15 protein-coding genes are annotated in these 15,834 nt (G+C 62.2%); 11 read left to right on the top strand and 4 right to left on the bottom strand.

Features of this window, described 5'->3' with window-relative positions; translation table 11 throughout:
- On the bottom strand, positions 1 to 263 hold a 263-nt coding region (locus tag VMW12_04425; protein HUZ48976.1), incomplete at its 3' end, for a hypothetical protein.
- A gap of 261 nt (positions 264 to 524) precedes the next feature.
- Between VMW12_04425 and VMW12_04420 the strand changes: the two genes are divergently transcribed.
- The 11 genes from VMW12_04420 to VMW12_04370 all read left to right on the top strand — a co-directional run bounded on the left by VMW12_04420 (position 525) and on the right by VMW12_04370 (position 11,942).
- The gene (locus tag VMW12_04420) at positions 525 to 1,856 is read left to right on the top strand and encodes a pilus assembly protein N-terminal domain-containing protein (GenBank protein ID HUZ48975.1); all 1,332 of its coding nucleotides are present in this window, start codon (positions 525 to 527) and stop codon (positions 1,854 to 1,856) included.
- The gene (locus tag VMW12_04415; GenBank protein ID HUZ48974.1) at positions 1,853 to 2,047 is read left to right on the top strand and encodes a hypothetical protein; all 195 of its coding nucleotides are present in this window, start codon (positions 1,853 to 1,855) and stop codon (positions 2,045 to 2,047) included. Before VMW12_04420 ends, VMW12_04415 begins: the two co-directional genes overlap by 4 nt.
- A gap of 49 nt (positions 2,048 to 2,096) precedes the next feature.
- The gene (locus VMW12_04410; GenBank protein ID HUZ48973.1) at positions 2,097 to 2,714 is read left to right on the top strand and encodes a hypothetical protein; all 618 of its coding nucleotides are present in this window, start codon (positions 2,097 to 2,099) and stop codon (positions 2,712 to 2,714) included.
- Positions 2,708 to 3,589, top strand: a complete 882-nt coding sequence (locus VMW12_04405; protein HUZ48972.1) for a pilus assembly protein TadG-related protein — start codon at positions 2,708 to 2,710, stop codon at positions 3,587 to 3,589. The genes VMW12_04410 and VMW12_04405 overlap by 7 nt, the downstream gene beginning before the upstream one ends.
- The gene (locus VMW12_04400; GenBank protein HUZ48971.1) at positions 3,580 to 4,287 is read left to right on the top strand and encodes a hypothetical protein; all 708 of its coding nucleotides are present in this window, start codon (positions 3,580 to 3,582) and stop codon (positions 4,285 to 4,287) included. The genes VMW12_04405 and VMW12_04400 overlap by 10 nt, the downstream gene beginning before the upstream one ends.
- Before the next feature lie 2 nt (positions 4,288 to 4,289).
- The gene (locus VMW12_04395; GenBank protein ID HUZ48970.1) at positions 4,290 to 5,354 is read left to right on the top strand and encodes a carboxypeptidase regulatory-like domain-containing protein; all 1,065 of its coding nucleotides are present in this window, start codon (positions 4,290 to 4,292) and stop codon (positions 5,352 to 5,354) included.
- An 89-nt stretch (positions 5,355 to 5,443) separates the two neighbouring features.
- The gene (locus VMW12_04390) at positions 5,444 to 5,953 is read left to right on the top strand and encodes a BTAD domain-containing putative transcriptional regulator (protein ID HUZ48969.1); all 510 of its coding nucleotides are present in this window, start codon (positions 5,444 to 5,446) and stop codon (positions 5,951 to 5,953) included.
- A gap of 8 nt (positions 5,954 to 5,961) precedes the next feature.
- Entirely contained in the window at positions 5,962 to 7,449 is a 1,488-nt protein-coding gene (locus tag VMW12_04385) for a glycosyltransferase family 87 protein (protein HUZ48968.1), read from the top strand.
- Between the two features lie 13 nt (positions 7,450 to 7,462).
- A complete protein-coding gene (locus VMW12_04380) occupies positions 7,463 to 9,034 on the top strand; it encodes a serine hydrolase (GenBank protein ID HUZ48967.1) in 1,572 nt (523 codons plus the stop codon).
- A gap of 65 nt (positions 9,035 to 9,099) precedes the next feature.
- Positions 9,100 to 10,215: a catalase family protein gene (locus tag VMW12_04375; GenBank protein ID HUZ48966.1), complete on the top strand. Its 1,116-nt coding sequence runs from the start codon at positions 9,100 to 9,102 to the stop codon at positions 10,213 to 10,215.
- Entirely contained in the window at positions 10,212 to 11,942 is a 1,731-nt protein-coding gene (locus tag VMW12_04370) for a cytochrome c (protein HUZ48965.1), read from the top strand. The genes VMW12_04375 and VMW12_04370 overlap by 4 nt, the downstream gene beginning before the upstream one ends.
- A gap of 4 nt (positions 11,943 to 11,946) precedes the next feature.
- Here VMW12_04370 and VMW12_04365 read toward each other — a convergent pair whose 3' ends face one another.
- The 3 genes from VMW12_04365 to VMW12_04355 all read right to left on the bottom strand — a co-directional run bounded on the left by VMW12_04365 (position 11,947) and on the right by VMW12_04355 (position 15,595).
- Entirely contained in the window at positions 11,947 to 12,159 is a 213-nt protein-coding gene (locus VMW12_04365) for a hypothetical protein (protein HUZ48964.1), read from the bottom strand.
- Between the two features lie 14 nt (positions 12,160 to 12,173).
- Positions 12,174 to 12,947 (bottom strand): DUF4239 domain-containing protein, encoded by a 774-nt coding sequence (locus VMW12_04360; GenBank protein ID HUZ48963.1) that lies wholly within the window; start codon positions 12,945 to 12,947, stop codon positions 12,174 to 12,176.
- Between the two features lie 92 nt (positions 12,948 to 13,039).
- Positions 13,040 to 15,595, bottom strand: a complete 2,556-nt coding sequence (locus VMW12_04355) for a cation-translocating P-type ATPase (protein ID HUZ48962.1) — start codon at positions 15,593 to 15,595, stop codon at positions 13,040 to 13,042.
- Between the last annotated feature and the right edge of the window lie 239 nt (positions 15,596 to 15,834).

Below are 15,834 nucleotides of genomic sequence, written 5' to 3'. Positions count from 1 at the left end.
TTGTCCCGTGCAGCGACGATATTCAAGCGATCGATGACGACCACCGGGACGTTTCGATCGAACGTCGCCGTGAGTTGAAGAAGAACGGGCGATCCCGCCGGCGCGGTGCCTTGCACGAGCAACGATTCCGTTCCCTTAAGGAAGCGAGCGCTCACCGAGAAGGCCGTTCCCGCTGGATTGCCATGCGACGGCGACGCCGGAGCGATCGCCGTCGTAGCAAGGACGGTGAGGAGTATGAGCGAGCGAAAGTTCGGTGTTTTCATGTTGCTTACTAGCGTTATCGGGCCCGACCGTGCGCGAAGCCATGCGAACGCCGCAATCCTTGCAAAGCGTTTATTCGCGATAATCGTCGTTACGCATCACTTATAATCCTTGCGCCTAAGTTTACCGATACTGTAAAGGTGACTGCAGTTTTATTAAGGAGCAAATTGCTCGGCGTATATAAGTTCAAACGCTTGCTCGCCGGGTTGTTACTGCTTGCTTGCTTTGTGCCTCGCCCGGCGTCTGCCGCGATGGACTTAACGATGCATACGGGCACTTCGCGAATTCTGCACTTTAACGACGTCAAGCAGATTGCGGTCGGCGATGGAACGATCGTCGGGGCCCTCCCGCTCCCCGGCAAGAGCGAGGTGCTCGTCAACGCCAAGCAACCGGGTACTACCACGCTTTTCATCTGGACGGCTAACGGTGTCGAGCACGACTATCGCATAGCCGTTACCGCGAGCGAACTCGATCTGCTCTCGGCGATGCTTCGTTCGAGCATCGCCCGCACCGACGTGTCGGTGGGAACGTTCGGCCATTCGATCGTCGTGCGCGGCACCGTCCCGGACGGCGCCGCCCTACAGGGCGTGACCGATATGTTGGCACGTTTCGAGCCCGTCGCCAAGCAAGACAACGCCGTCATCGTCAATGCCGTGATGATCGCGCGCCCGCTGGACGGCTTGCAATCGGATAGCGGAAATCCGTACATGCGCGACGTGCGGGTGGACCCCGACGGTCAAGGCAACGTCATCGTCTCGGGGCGCGTACTCAACGAGCAGCAGCGGCAATCGGTGCTAAACGGCGTGCGCGGAACGGCGGGGCGATATCTTTCGGCCAAAGGGAAGATCATCGATCGCTTAGCCATGACGTTGACCACGCAGGTGGACGTCAAGGTGTACATCCTGGAGATCGACGATACGGGCTTGAGCCAGCTCGGCGTGCGTTTGCAGAGCGGCACCCCTGACGGCCACGGTGGGCTGACGCTTGGGCCGGCGTCGTTTCCAATCACCGAATCCAAACCTGCGTCCGGTCCCGGCAACGCCTTTAAACCGTTTGCCCTAGGCCCATTCTTTCGCACGACGGTGCTCGCCCCGACGATCGATCTTGAAATGACCGAAGGGCATGCAAAGATACTCTCCGCCCCGGATCTCACGACCGTTCCCGGGGAAGCGGCGACGTTTTTAGTGGGAGGGCAAATCCCGGTTCCGCAATCCGGCGGGCTCGGCACGGTCTCGGTGACCTATCAAAATTACGGCGTACAGCTCAACGTCACCCCGACGCTTTTGGGCAATGGCGACGTCGCAACCAAGATCAACCCCGTGGTCTCGGATTTGGATTTTCAGGACGGCGTTCTGATCAACGGTTTTACTATTCCGGCGCTCAAGACCAGCAGCATCTCGACCAACGTGATCACCGCACCCGGTGAGTCGATCGTCATGGGTGGCCTGCTGCGACACATTCAGGCACGCACGATTCAGGAAATTCCGCTCCTGAGCAGACTCCCGATCATCGGCAAACTCTTTCGCGACGTGCGCTATCAGAACGACGAAACGAATATCGTGTTCATCATGACGCCGACGGTGATCACTCGGTGAACGCTCGCCGATGGGCCGACTTGCTGCTGGACCTGCATCGCGACGACGAAGGCGGTCCCACGGTGGAGTATGCCATTATCGCAGCCGGAATTGCGATCCCCGCGATCGTTGGATTGGGCGCGCTGGTGCTCGCCGTCTCGAGCGTTCTTGGGACGACCATGACCGGTCTCTTTAACTATATGACGCAATAACATCGTGCGGCAAGAGCATCGACGCCGGCGGCGTCAGCGGGGAGCGGCAATGGCGGAAACGGCGGTGATCGTCAGCTTCGCCCTATTGCTCGTACTCGGAGCGTTACAGATTTTTCTCCTCGGATTCGGACAGATGTCAACCGACGGTGCATCCTTTGTCGCCGCCGTCGCGGCTTCCACCGGCTACGCCAACCCGCAAGGTCTGGGCGCGAGTATTTTCCCTGGGATCAAACAAGCCGACATCACCACCAATGCCAGCGGTGGGACGGTCGTAGCCAAGGCCAGCATCGGTATTCCCGGGCTGGGGGCGTTGCCGGGATTAGGCTCGCTCACGACCGAGCAGGGTGCGGACATCGAGCCCTATACCGGGCTTTCGCAAGGCTTGGGACCGCAGCCGTTCACGTTTGCGGTAAGTGCAAACCTTGCGAATTTTTGCTCGGACGGCGCGGAGTGCTCGTCGGATTATTCCATGACGCTCGCGCAGCATCTCGATTCGACCGGGAACGGGGTCAACGGGCAATTCGAGGAGTGGGGCTGCCACGCTCGCGTGTACGGATCGTTGCGTTTCCCCTCGAGTCTTCCGACGCCCGGCCCCACATGGGACGTTACGAATCCGGCGAGCACCGAATATACGATCTACGCCTGGGATAGCGGGACCGCATGCTAAGGATGAGAGCGCGTCGTCAGCGCGGGCAGATGCTGCCGTTTTGGGCGCTTGCCGTAACCTGCCTGATCGCGCTGACGTTCTTCCTTGCGAATTACGCGAGCGTGCTCACCTGGCAGATTCGCGCTCAAAATGCCGCCGACAGCGCGGCATCGGTTGGGATGTCGGTGCAGGGCAGCGTGTTCAATCAGGAGAGCACCATCCTGTACTCGATGGCCGTGGACGAAAATAGGATCCGGTTTTTGAATCAGGCGATCCTCAATACGATCTACGGCGAGGGCGGCTGCGCGAATCAATCGGGCGCCTGCGCGGGCGACTATACGAGCCTGGTCGGCGAATTCAATCAGGCCGTCACGGCGTATCAAAACGATATGCAACTGATCCAACGCGCGAATAACTTTACGGAAGGCGGCCAGCAGGCCGACCAGATGAAAGCGCTTCGTCACATCGGCGATTGCACCGTGACGGATTGCGCTTTTTCGTACACCGTGATCAACACCGGCTCCGGAGGCGGAACGTGCGAGGGGCATTCCTGTGGAACCGCGCCGCAAGAAATCGACGTGGTTGCATGCCACCGGGTGCCGCTAGTTGCCGGGGCGCTCTTCGGACTGGGCGCGAACGGAGCGTTTACGGCGGTCGGTCGCGCGGCGGCGATGGTAAGCCCTTCGAACGCCGAGGTGTTTTCGCCCGGCACGGCCGTCAATCCGAGCACCAATCAAGTCTACCAACCGATCGAACCGCAATGGGCGTCGCTGTATCCGAGCCCGGCCTATACGGTTGATTATTCGGGCCTGCAGGTGCACGTCAACTGGTATGCCGTCGCCCCGATTGCGCCGTATAGCGGGCCGATTGCGACCGGGAGCTACACATGTTCGTAGGGCGAAGTCGCGCCCGGCAGCGTGGGCAGGCGCTGCTCGAAACCGTGATCATGTTGCCGGTTGCAATCTTTTGCGTCTTCGCGATTCTCTATTTGGCGCACGCGGGTATCGTGAACGAGCGCACGCAATCGGCGATCCGCTACGCTGGATTCACGGGCTTTTACGGGCAATCCAATCAGGCCTATACGGCCGCGGACATCTACGCAAACCTGCAGGGCGGCTCGCAACCCGTGCCGTGTCCGACGGCGCCTCCCGGCATCTTTAGCGACACCGCACCATTTCCCGGGCCGGCAAGTCCGCGACTGTGGGGACCCGATTGGCAGATCACCTCCAACTGCCAGACCATTACCCGGAATATCGGCGGTGCGGAATTCTTGGCGTCACGCGATATCGCAGCGACGCTCGTCAACGTACAGACGGGAATCAACGTACCCCCGTTCTTACAACCGCTTATCGGCGGCAATGCGGTGATGTTCGCACAGACCGCGTTCGCGCATCCTCAGTATCCCGGCATCATCATGTACTGCAATTCGGATACCTATTCCGCGGTCGAGGGTTCGATCACGGCGATGAGTACTGTCGGTATGCCGACGCCGATCCCGAGCACGCCGTCTCCGGCGCCGTCGAATGCGCCATCGCCGTTGCCGACCTCTCCCGTACCCACTCCTACACCGTACTCAGCTACTGGATCGTGCTAACCATGCATCAAAGACCCGTCGCCTTCATCCTCGTCGTATGCGCCGCATTTGCAGCGCTGGCCGCGTGCGGCAGCGGTGGAGGTTCTGGCGGCGCTCTGCCGCCGACGGTAGGCGGCGGATTTGTGACTGGGCCGACCAACGGGCCGGCTCCGACGGGCTCGCCGAGCGGCGTCGCTTCGGCCTCTCCAAACCCTGGGAGCAGCGCGACGCCCACGCCGGGGAACACGTCAACGCCGGCACCCGGCGGCTCGGCGAGCCCCGGCCCGACCGCGGCGCCGACGGCCGCCCCGACGGGATATTACGCGCAGGGCTCGGTCCGGGATATCGCATCCGGCTTGCCGATCGCCGGTGCCGTCGTGGTTTTGGCGCCGCAGGTCTACGCCGGTTCGACGCCGCCGCCCTCGCTGAGCAGCGGATCTGAAACGACCACGGCCTCCGACGGCTCGTTCACGTTGACCGGCTTGGTGCCGGGCTCGAACTACCTCGAAGTTTTCGAGAATGGTTACGCGACCATTCACAAGCCGATTGCCGTGAACCAGCTCGACAATCAACTCGGAATGTTGAAGCTTACCGGCATTACCGCAGACGAGGCCGCATGGCTGCAACAAGTGAATGCCGACCGCGCGCAGTACGGCGCACCGATCGTCGTACTCGACGAGATCCTTCAAGAGGCCGCCCAACATTGGGACAACTATATGGCGGCTAAAGGCTACTTCGCCGACGATTGCTCGCAAACCACCGATTCCAGCTGTACGACCGCGGCGCAATACGAACAAGCTGCCGGGGCCCAATACACGCATTCGGCGCAGAATATCGCGGCTACCGGCCCCAACAGTACGTGGACGAACGCCGAGACCGGGTTTGTCGCCGAATCGGCCAACTGTCCGCAACCCGCTACCTACAGCACGTGCCTAGGACACTCGGGAGCGCAACACTTCCTCAATCTCATCGATCCGCAATACGTGTGGATTGGATTGGCGGAAGTCAAAAATGGGACTAGCTACAACCCGATCTATGGGCCCGTTCTCGACTACTACACTCAGGAATTCGGGACGCCGTTTCAGTAGTGTCTACAGAGCCGCGCCTGATTACCGCCCGGTTTTTTTGGCGCTTCACGTGCGCGATTGACGAGGAGCCGGTCCAGTGGATGCGGCGCATGGATCGACGCGTGTTTCAGTACCTGCTGCTAACGCCGGAAGGCTATGCGACGCGGGAAGAGTTGCAGAAGATCTTCTGGCCGGATCAGGACGCGAAGGTAAGCCAATTAAGCCTGCGAACGGCCTGCAGCAACATTCGAAAAGCGCTCGGAGCGCTGCTCGGAGCGGACGAGACCGCAAACTACTTCGCGGTCCTGGAGAAAACGCTGAACGTCAATCTCGAGTTTGTAAACGTCGACGTGCGGCGCTACATCGCGCACGTACGCAGCGCAAATATCGCGTACGTTAGCGGCGATATGAACACCGCGCGGGTCCATTTTAGGCGAGCGATCGCGATCTATCGCGGCCATATCGGCTGGGGGGACGAGCGTGAAGCGTGGCTCGAGCCGTTAGCGTCTGAGTGCGCCGAACTCCAGCGAGGCGCCATCGAACGATTCGCGGAGCTTTCGCGTCTGAGCGGCGTGCTGTTGGATAATGACGCGGGGCTTTCTTCTGCGAGCGGCGGCTAAGACATCGCGTGAAAGCTGAAGTACTGCAGCTAGATCGCCGGATTGGGATCCTTCTGGCGGTGCTCTGCGGCCTGGCGATCGGCGTTTTCATTTATGCTGCCGCTCATCCGCCTCTGCTCACCGGTTACGACTTTGAGGCGTTCTGGTGCGGCGCCAAGGCGCTGTTGCAGCATGCAAGCCCGTACTCGAACGAGCCGCTCCACACGTGCGAAGCGACGACATCGCCGCCATTTTTCTTGCGCTATCCGCAAGTGACCGTCCCGGTGCCGCTTCCCGGTTATGCCATCGCGCTTTTCACACCGTTTGCGCTCGTACCGTTCGCGCTCGCGCGAATCGTGTGGATGATACTCCAAGTCTTTTGCGCGTTGGTGATCGGGCGTGGAATCGCGAAACTTTCGGGGATGCCGCCGCTTACCGCCTTGGCTGCGTCGGGACTTGCCGTGCTCGGCCCGGCGGTGTTACAGGGGGCGTTGTCTCCCATCCCGATCGCGTTGACGGTCTGTGCGGCGTTGGCACTACGCCGCAAGCAGTGGAACGCTGCCGCCATACTCTTGGGGTTTGCGATGGTCGAGCCGCACATGGTGCTGCCCGCGTGCGTAGCGGTATTTCTTGCGATTCCGCAGATGCGGATACGGCTGTTGGCGGCGGGAGCGGGTGCGGCGGCGGTGATGCTCGCGGCCCTGGGCCCGCAAGTAGCGCTGTCGTATTTCACGACGGTGCTCCCCTTACATGCCGCGTCCGAAGTCAACAACTTGGGCCAACTGAGCTTGACCGCCTTGCTCTACCATCTGGGAGCCGCTCCGGCGCTCGCGCTGCGTCTGGGTTCGCTGCAGTACGTTCTGTTGGCGCTCCTTGGGATATTCGCGGCGCGCGCGTTCTATCGCAGACAAGGCGATCGCTCGTGGCTGGTGCTTTTACCGGCGGCGTTTGCCGTTACCGGCGGCGCGTTCATTCATCTCGACGAGGTGGCGATGGCCGTTCCGCTGGCATGCGTCATCGTCATGCGGCGGCCGAACCCGCTCTCGATGCTTGCGCTTTTCATGCTGGCATTGCCCGTCGCGTCGATCCTCGACTGGTTTCCGCTCTCCGTTCCTGCTGCGATGCTCTGCGTGTGGCTGATGGTTCGCCCCGAGTTCCATCTTCGCCGTTTCGTACAGAACGGGATTCTGCCGGCGGCGGCCGCCCTGATCGTCATGGGAGGAGCGTTGGCGTTGCATTCGGTGGCCGGCGCGCAAGCCCAACAGGCGGTAACGCACGTCGTGAACCTCGCGAATCCCGGCGGTACGGCAAACGCGAGCGCGACGTGGTTTGCCTACAACTCCTTAGCAAAAATGACGCCGCTCTGGTGGCCGCAAGAGGTGTGGACGCTGCTACCGCTTGCGATCCTCGTAGCGCTTAGCGTGAGGGAGTCCGTCGTCGGCGATGCGGGAGACGTGCCGTGGCCGCGCCGCGTGGGCGCGCCCGCTACTTGGAATAGGACGGGCTTCCGACCCTAGCTAAACACGCCCCATGCTGGCTTATCGCATGCGTCTAGCCTTCGTCTTATGCGGTATCGCAGCCGTAGCGTTCGGGCCTTTGCCCGCAAACGCCGGGGCCAACGATCAGCCTGCGTCGGCTTCGGCCGTCGCGATCTCCTCCGCGCGCATCGACGCCGCGGTTGCCGCGCTGCCGGCGATCGCTCGCGCGATCGAGCGACGCTCCGGCGTACCCGGGATGGCAATTGCGGTCGTGCATAATGGGAAGATCGTCTATGCTGCGGGTTTCGGCGTGCGACGCGTCGGTACGAAGGAACGCGTCGACGCAAACACCGTTTTTCAACTTGCGTCGGTTTCGAAATCGCTCGCGTCCACGGTCGTTGCCGGAGTGGTCGGGCAAGGCGGCGTCAAGTGGAGCGATCCCGTAGCCAAATACCTGCCCGGCTTTACCCTTTCGGACCCGTACGTCGGCTCGCACGTGACGATCGCGGATATGTTCGCACATCGTAGCGGACTACCGGACCACGCGGGCGATTTGCTCGAAGATCTCGGCTACGATCGCGCGCAAATCATCCGGCGGTTGGCGCTGGAGCCGCTCGATCCGTTCCGCATCACCTACCATTACACCAACTTCGGATTGACGGCCGCCGCGCAAGCGGTGGCCGATGCCGAGCACACGACGTGGGAGGCGCTCTCGGCGCGGGTGCTCTACGGGCCGCTTGGCATGACGCATACCAGCTCGCGCTGGGCCGACTACGAACGCGCTCCCGACCGCGCCGTACTGCACGTGCGCGTGAACGGCCGCTGGAGGGTGAGCTCGCGCGAACCGGATGCGCAATCCCCCGCCGGTGGTGCGAGCTCGAGCGTTCACGACTTAGCGAAGTGGATGATCCTCGAATTGAATCTCGGCAAGTTCGACGGCAAGCAGATCGTCGGTCGCGATGCCCTGCTTGCGACGCAACAACCGCAGATCGTCAGCAACCCGCCGTCCGGGCCGTTCGCGCGCGCATCCTTTTACGGGTACGGGATGGGGGTTTCGTACGACGAGGCGGGGCGCTTGCGTTTGAGCCACTCCGGAGCGTTTTCTGCGGGAGCGGCTACATGCTATGAGATGTTACCCTCGGAAGATCTCGGGATCGTGATCTTGACCAACGGCGAGCCCAGCGGCGTGCCCGAATCCATCGCGAAGACGTTCTACGATCGGGTCGAATTCGGACGCGCGACGCGCGACTGGTACGCGCTGTACTCCGGCGGATTTGCAAAGATGCTAGCGCCGCACGGGGAGCTGGTGGGTAAGACCACGCCCGCGCACCCGCAACCGGCACTCGCACCGGCTTCGTACGTCGGAACGTATACGAACCAATACTACGGGCCGGCAACCGTCAGCGCGACCGCGACGGGTTTGCGATTAACCCTTGGTCCAAAGCACGAAACGTATGCGCTGCGGCATTGGAACGGCAACGTCTTTTCGATGCACCCATCCGGCGAAGGTTCGGACGGAGGCCCTAGCGCGGTAACGTTTACGCCGACGGCCGGCAATGGCACCACGTCGATGACGATCGAATATCTGAACGAAAACGGCTTGGGTACGTTCGGCAAACAGTAGCGTGCGGCGCGCACGCTCGCGTACCTGAGCAGGGAGGCGTTTCCTGGCGCCTAATGCAAGGGAACATGCGGTGGCTTGCATCCTTCGTTCGCGTACCGATTACCGGGGTCGCACTGTTGTTGGCGCTCGCGCGTCCGGCCGCCGCCGCACCGGTGCCGAATCAAGAAGTGATTCCGCCGGGCGAATCGCGCGCGATCGCTACAATCCTGCGGATGATCGAGGCGCAGGTCGAACGCGGCTATCGAGCCGGCGGCGCAGCCTTACGCGACGCGCATGCAAAGTCCCACGGATGCGTTCGTGCTCGCTTCACCGTTCGGCCAGGCCTCCCGCCGGACTATCGGGTGGCGGTCTTCGCCCGCCCGCGGTCATACGATGCGTGGATTCGATACTCGAACGGCTCCGAAGATATCCGCACGGACAGCCGGGGTGATGGCCGTGGCATGGCGATCAAGCTCCTGGGCGTTCCGGGACGCAAGATTCTGCCGGGTGAGGCCGACGCGCAAACGCAGGACTTTCTCGGCATCAATTTCCCGGTGTTTTTCATAAGGAACGTCGCCGAGTACGTTCGATTCTTTCAAGCGAAGGAGCACGGGACCGCCGTGCAGTTTTTCTCGTCGCGTCCGCATGAGGCCGCGATCGTTGCGGCGATCGATCGGCGCAAGATCCACGACGTCCTCGACGAGCGTTACTTCAGCATGACGCCCTACGAGCTTGGCGACCGGTATATGAAGTACGCGATGTTTCCGCAGCGGTGTATCGGAGAGCCCATACTTGGGCCCGTTGCGGCCGCCACGGGAGCGAACTATCTGCGCACCGAGATGCGACGGCGCCTAGCGGAGGGCCCGGCCTGCTTTGCGTTCGCGATTCAATTGCAGACCGATCCGGCGACGATGCCGATCGAGGACCCGACGATCGAATGGAGCGCCGCGCAATCGCCGTACGTAACGGTTGCCGATATTCGGATCGATCGGCAATCGTTCGATTCGCCCGCGCAGAATGCGTTCTGCGAGAACCTTTCGTACACGCCATGGCATGCGCTCCCGGCGCTTCGACCGGTGGGCGGCATCAACCGTGCGCGCCGCGCCATCTACGACGGTATTTCCGCGTTGCGCCACCGGCTTAACGGCGTACCGCGCACGGAACCGACCGAAGCCGACTTTAAGAAGGAGCCTCGCCCGTGAAGATTCGTCCCATCCCGATCGTTGCAACGGTGGTCGCCATCGCCGGCGCATTCGCGTTCGCGCCACATCTGCGCTCGGCCGAACCGTCGCACGCGGTTACGCTCGATCAGGGTTGGGACCATGCAACCAGGGTGGAGTTTTATCATAAATCGCAGGGCGCGGTCCTGATGCCTTCGGCGTTTCTGCGCGCGCTACGCATGCCGGACGGCAAGCCGTTCCTCGACCCGGCGCGGATGCATTCGTATGGATTTTTGCCGGGCGAGCCTGCGGGCAACCCCTATCCGCTTGGCATCGCCGACGACGACGGTAGCAAGACCGATGGCGTCCCGATGGCGGGGTTCACCTGCGCTGCCTGCCACACCGGCGAATTGACGTACCGCGGGACCTCGGTCCGTATCGATGGCGGATCGGCGAATCTGAATCTCCCCGCGTTTCAAAGCGCAGTGCGTCAGGCGCTCATGCGTACGGCAACCACGCCGGAGCTGCGCAAGCCGTTTTTGCGTAGGGCGATCGCGCTTGGGTATCCCGCCGCCAAAGCCGCTGCGGGCCTGGATGCGGAGGTCGCGCGCGACCGGTTCGTTCTGAAGGCGGTCGCCGGCTTACGCGGCACTCAGACGCCGGCCGGGCCGGGTATCGTCGATGCGTTAACGGGCATCGCCTTCAATGCGATGACGCTTGGGCTCTATCAATCCGACAACGCAAGACGGGCGCTCGCACCGACCAATTATCCGCCGCTCTGGGATATCTGGCACTTCGATTGGGTGCAATATAATGCGTCGGTTCATCAGCCGATGGATCGCAACGTCGGCGAAGATATCGGGCTGGGCGCACGTTTGAACATCGTCGACCCTGTAACGGGCAAACTCAATCCGGAATCGACGCGTTGGAAATCGACGATTCGCATTCGCAACCTGTACTGGCTCGAAAACGCGATCATCAAGCTCAAGCCTCCAACGTGGCCGGCTGCGTTCGGCCCGGTCAACGAAGCTCAGGCCGCGCAAGGGCGCGCGCTGTTCGTGCAAAATTGCGCGCGTTGCCACGGCGTCAGCAAGATCGCCGGAACCACCCCGCAGGAATGGTACATGCACGTGTTGCCGCTCAAGGTGATCGGTACCGATCCCAATCAAGCCATCGGGTTCGCGAAGACGACGTACAATGCGACCAAACTCGGCATGAGCGCGACCCTCGGTGGGCCGGAAGGGCTCGCGTATGTCGTGCGGCACGAGAAAGTCCAAGCGTACGAGGATGCGCACGTTCCCAAGAGCGAGTGGCCAAAGTACGACGGCTTCGGACGGTCGAGCCCGGTCGTCGCGCCGTGCGGGTATAAAGCACGGCCGCTGGTGGGCATTTGGGCGACGCCGCCGTTTTTGCACAACGGATCGGTACCGTCGGTCTTCGCGCTACTCTCCGATACGCGACCGGCGCATCCGATTCTCGGGAATCCGGAATTCGACCCGGTAAACCTCGGTTACGTGCAAGCCTCGGCGCCCGGAACGGTGACGATGAATACCGCGCTTGCCGGTAACTCAAATGCTGGCCATTGGTTCACGAACGACAAGGCGCGCAAAGGGCGAATCGGCCCCAAGCTCACCGACGCCCAGAAATACGACATCATCGCGTATCTCAAAACGGCAACGTACGCAACCTATCCGACGAAGACCGTTACCAGCGCCCGGCCGCTGCCGTGCGGCAACGACCGTAACTGGGCGAAGGACCTAGCCTATTAGGCGGCTATTCTTTGACGGCTGTTGCGATGAGGCTGGTGCGCGGGTTCCATTGGCCCTGGCTCTGCACTAGCTGTATGCCGATGAGGGCGTTCGCGCCCAGGGCTGCGGCGCGTTCTTTCAATTCGTGCAAGCACTCCTCGTACGAGAGCTCGTTGACGCCTTCGATGCTGGCGTAGACGACGCCGAGTTCGGCCGCGCCGTTCGCGAGGTGGTTCAACGTGCTAATGCGCATCAATTTCCCCCGTCGACCGCGGCGTAGACGCTCATCGAGTGTTCGAACGCATCCGACGAGAGCGCGAGTGGACCGGTGAAAGGCCGGTCGAGCAGCGTCATCATCAAGAGCAGCGTGCCGATCAACGACGCCATCAACACCGAAGCGATGATGTGCGGGAGCGGCCGCTCCATGAAAACGAGGAACGTCATCGCGATCACAATGGCGCCTCCGATGAGTACGCCCGCCCAAATAATGCCGGGAAGGCTTTCGCCGGCCTGCAACGTGCGGCGGTTGCGATCGTCGGCAACCGACCCCAGGGTGCTCAGGAAGGCTTGGCTGATGCTCGATGAGCCGACGCTCGGCTTGAGCGTCGCGAACGTGCGATACATATCGCCCAGAGCTTTGCGGGCAACCGGGCTCGCGCCGCCGGTGGCCGCTTGGATCGACCATTCTTTCGTTACCACCGCCTCGGTGTAATCGCGCAGCAATCCGCGCATCCTCGCTTGCTCCGCGGGCTGCATGCCGTTGGTTTGGCGATAGAGGGTGGTGAGCGTCGACGCTTCTTCGGCCGCGTTATCTTTGGCCGCACCGTAGTTCTCCCAGACCGCGATCACCAGAAAGCCGAGTAACACCGCGTACAGGGTTCCGGCCATCAGGAAGAGCGGTACCAACACGTCATTGTGGCCCTCGCGTACGTGCGGTCTCATGAATCGGCGAACGATTGCGACGCCGACGAGCGCGTAGACGGCGCAGAGGCCAACGATAAGCAATGCCAGCGTTAAAAGCTGCATGCAGTAATATCCTGAAGCATCATTTGGCGGCGATATTTGTCGCCGTCCGTGAACTCCCTTCCCCTACGAGCATGACTAGGATAAAGATTGCGCTAGGCGTCTGCCGCGCGTGGTCTGAACAGGGTGAAACGTTTGGTGAGTTCGAAGGCCGCGATGCTCGCGAGGCCGGCGCCCAGTGCCCACGCCATGTCGTCGTAGTGCAGGAAACCGAAAGAGAACAGCCCGCGTAGCAGCGGAATGTAGAGCACGGCTGCGAGAAATGCAAGCCCGCCGCCGATCGCCCACCACAGCGCGTGATTGCGGCTGCGCAAGGTCGCGATGATGCCGCCGGAGCGAGAACGGTCGGTGAGAATGAGGCCGAGGCTTGCGACGACCATCGTCGTGAACGTGAGCGCGCGCGCCACCTTTTCACCGTCTCCGCGCGCGAGGGCGATACTATAGATCGCCAGCACGATCGCGAACAGGATCGTCCCCTGCAGCAAGCCCAGCCCTACCGTACGGCGATCGAAGAGCGGCTCGCTCTGAGGCCGAGGCGGACGTTCCATAATAGTGCTCTCGGCGGGTTCGGCTTCGAAGACGATCGAGCAGGCCGGGTCGATGATCAATTGCAGGAACAGAATGTGCACGGGTAAGAGCATGAGCGGCCACCCGAGGATCACGGGGATGACCGACATGCCGATGATCGGTACGTGCGCGGCGATGACGAAGGTGGTCGCCTTACGCAGGTTGTCGAAGATGCGCCGCCCCATGCGCACGGCCGATACGATCGAGGAAAAGTCGTCGTCGAGAAGTACGAGCGCCGCCGATTCGCGAGCGACGTCGGTGCCGCGCCCGCCCATCGCAATGCCGATGTCCGCAGCCTTGAGTGCGGGCGCGTCGTTAACGCCGTCGCCGGTCATCGCGACGATTTCACCGTTCGCCTTCAACGCTCTAACCAAGGTGAGTTTTTGTTCGGGGACGACGCGGCAGAAGATGCCGGCATTCCGCACGCTTTCCTGGAGCGTGAGGTCGCTCATGCTCGCCAAATCGGTGCCCGTCACGTAGTTATCCGCCGACCGCATGCCGATTTGGCGGGCGATCGCGATGGCGGTTGGGGCGTAATCGCCGGTGACCATCACCACGCGGATTCCGGCGCTCTGCGCTTCGGCGATCGCCTGCGGAACCGATGCGCGCACCGGGTCGCGAAACCCGATCAGCCCAAGAAACGAAAAAACGAAGTCGTGCTGATCGGCAGGCAGAGTGGCGCCCTCGAAGGCCGCTTTCGCTACGCCCAGGACGCGGAGGCCGCCCGCTGCCAAGGCATTCGCCGCGTCGGCGATCGGTGCGGCTACGACCGCGTCGAGATGGCACAGATCGACGATGGCTTCGGGCGCTCCCTTTGCCGCGACCACATACGCGTCGCGATCTAACGCGCGCCATACCTGCGAGGTTGCGAGCATCGTACGCGAGATCGGATAGTCCAAGACCGGTTGCCAGTCCTTGCGTTCGTGTTCGGTGCCCGCGAGCGTGCGTTGCAGCGCCGTGTGTATCGCCTGCTCCATCGGATCGAACGGGTCCCGGCGGCTTGCCAGCACGCTGAATTCCAGCAATTCGTGGAATGTTTCCGGAAGGTCGGGCCGCGCTGCCTCGTCGCTAAGATCGAAAGATGCGCCGTTTGCAAAGATGTTCGTGAGGCTCATGTGATTTTGCGTCAACGTTCCCGTTTTGTCGACGCAGAGAACCGTCGTCGCGCCCAAGAGCTCGATCGCCGGAATGCGGCGCGTCAGCACGTGCTCTCGCGCGATTCTCCACGCACCCAATCCCAGAAAGATCGTTAAGACGAGCGGCAGCTCTTCGGGAAGAATCGCCATCGCGAGCGTGATGCCCACCAGAATGCCTTGTAGGAAGTTGCCGCGCGTAAAACCATAGATCAATGCGACCGCGACGCTGAGCCCGAGCGCCGCCCACGCCAGCATGCGGACGATGCGAGAGGTCTCTTCTTGCGTCCGGGTTCGTTCTTGCACCACGGTTTTCAATGCCGTGCTGATGTGGCCGATCTCGGAGTTGCGACCGGTCGCGAGCACGCGGGCCAGCCCGCTCCCGGCGACGATCAGCGTACCGGAAAACACGTACGGCAAATCGTCGCCGCCGGGCCGCTCCATCGTGTCGAGCGGATACGTCGCCGGACTCTTGCGTACCGGAACCGACTCGCCGGTGAGCAACGATTCGTCGGCGGAGATATTGCTGCACGCCAGCAACACCCCGTCGGCTGCGGCGCGATCGCCTTCGGAGACGACCAGCAGATCGTCGCGCACCACCTCGCGCCCGGGAATGCGCTGTCGCTTGCCCGAGCGGATGACGGTTGCGTGCGTTCCGGAGAGATCGCGCAACGCCGCGAGAGCCTGTTCGGTCCGCGATTCCTGTGCGATGCTGATCGCAACGATCACAAAGACGAAGCCCAGGAGCATCAGGGCCTCGCCCTTATTTCCGAGCACCAGATAGATGCTGCCGCAAACGATCAATAACAGGAACATGGGTTCGCGAACGACGTCAAAGGCCACGTTCAGAAAGCCGCGCCCCTTGCCCGAGGCTAGATCGTTATACCCATCGGAAAGCAACCGTTCGGCAGCGAGCGCGTCCGTCAGCCCTTCGGTAAGGTCCGGTCCCATAGGTATCCAATGCTACCGGCGCGAGGAGAAGGAAGTGGGAACGCGGCGCTAGCCGGGGGCGCGCCCGGGGCCTTCCCAGGTAGCGAGTAGGATGCGAGCGACCCCGTTGCAAGCGGCGACGACATTTCGCCGCGTTGGTGGCAAGGCGTCCAGCCGTCAAGCCACGCACAACGGCCTTTTCTCCCCGCTCTGCGCCTTCACTCGGCCATACAGGTGGCACTTCGCCTGCGATAATCGCA

The organism is Candidatus Dormiibacterota bacterium (assembly GCA_035532835.1).
Lineage (GTDB): Bacteria > Vulcanimicrobiota > Vulcanimicrobiia > Vulcanimicrobiales > Vulcanimicrobiaceae > DAHUXY01.
This window is presented reverse-complemented; position numbering and strand designations above follow the sequence as displayed.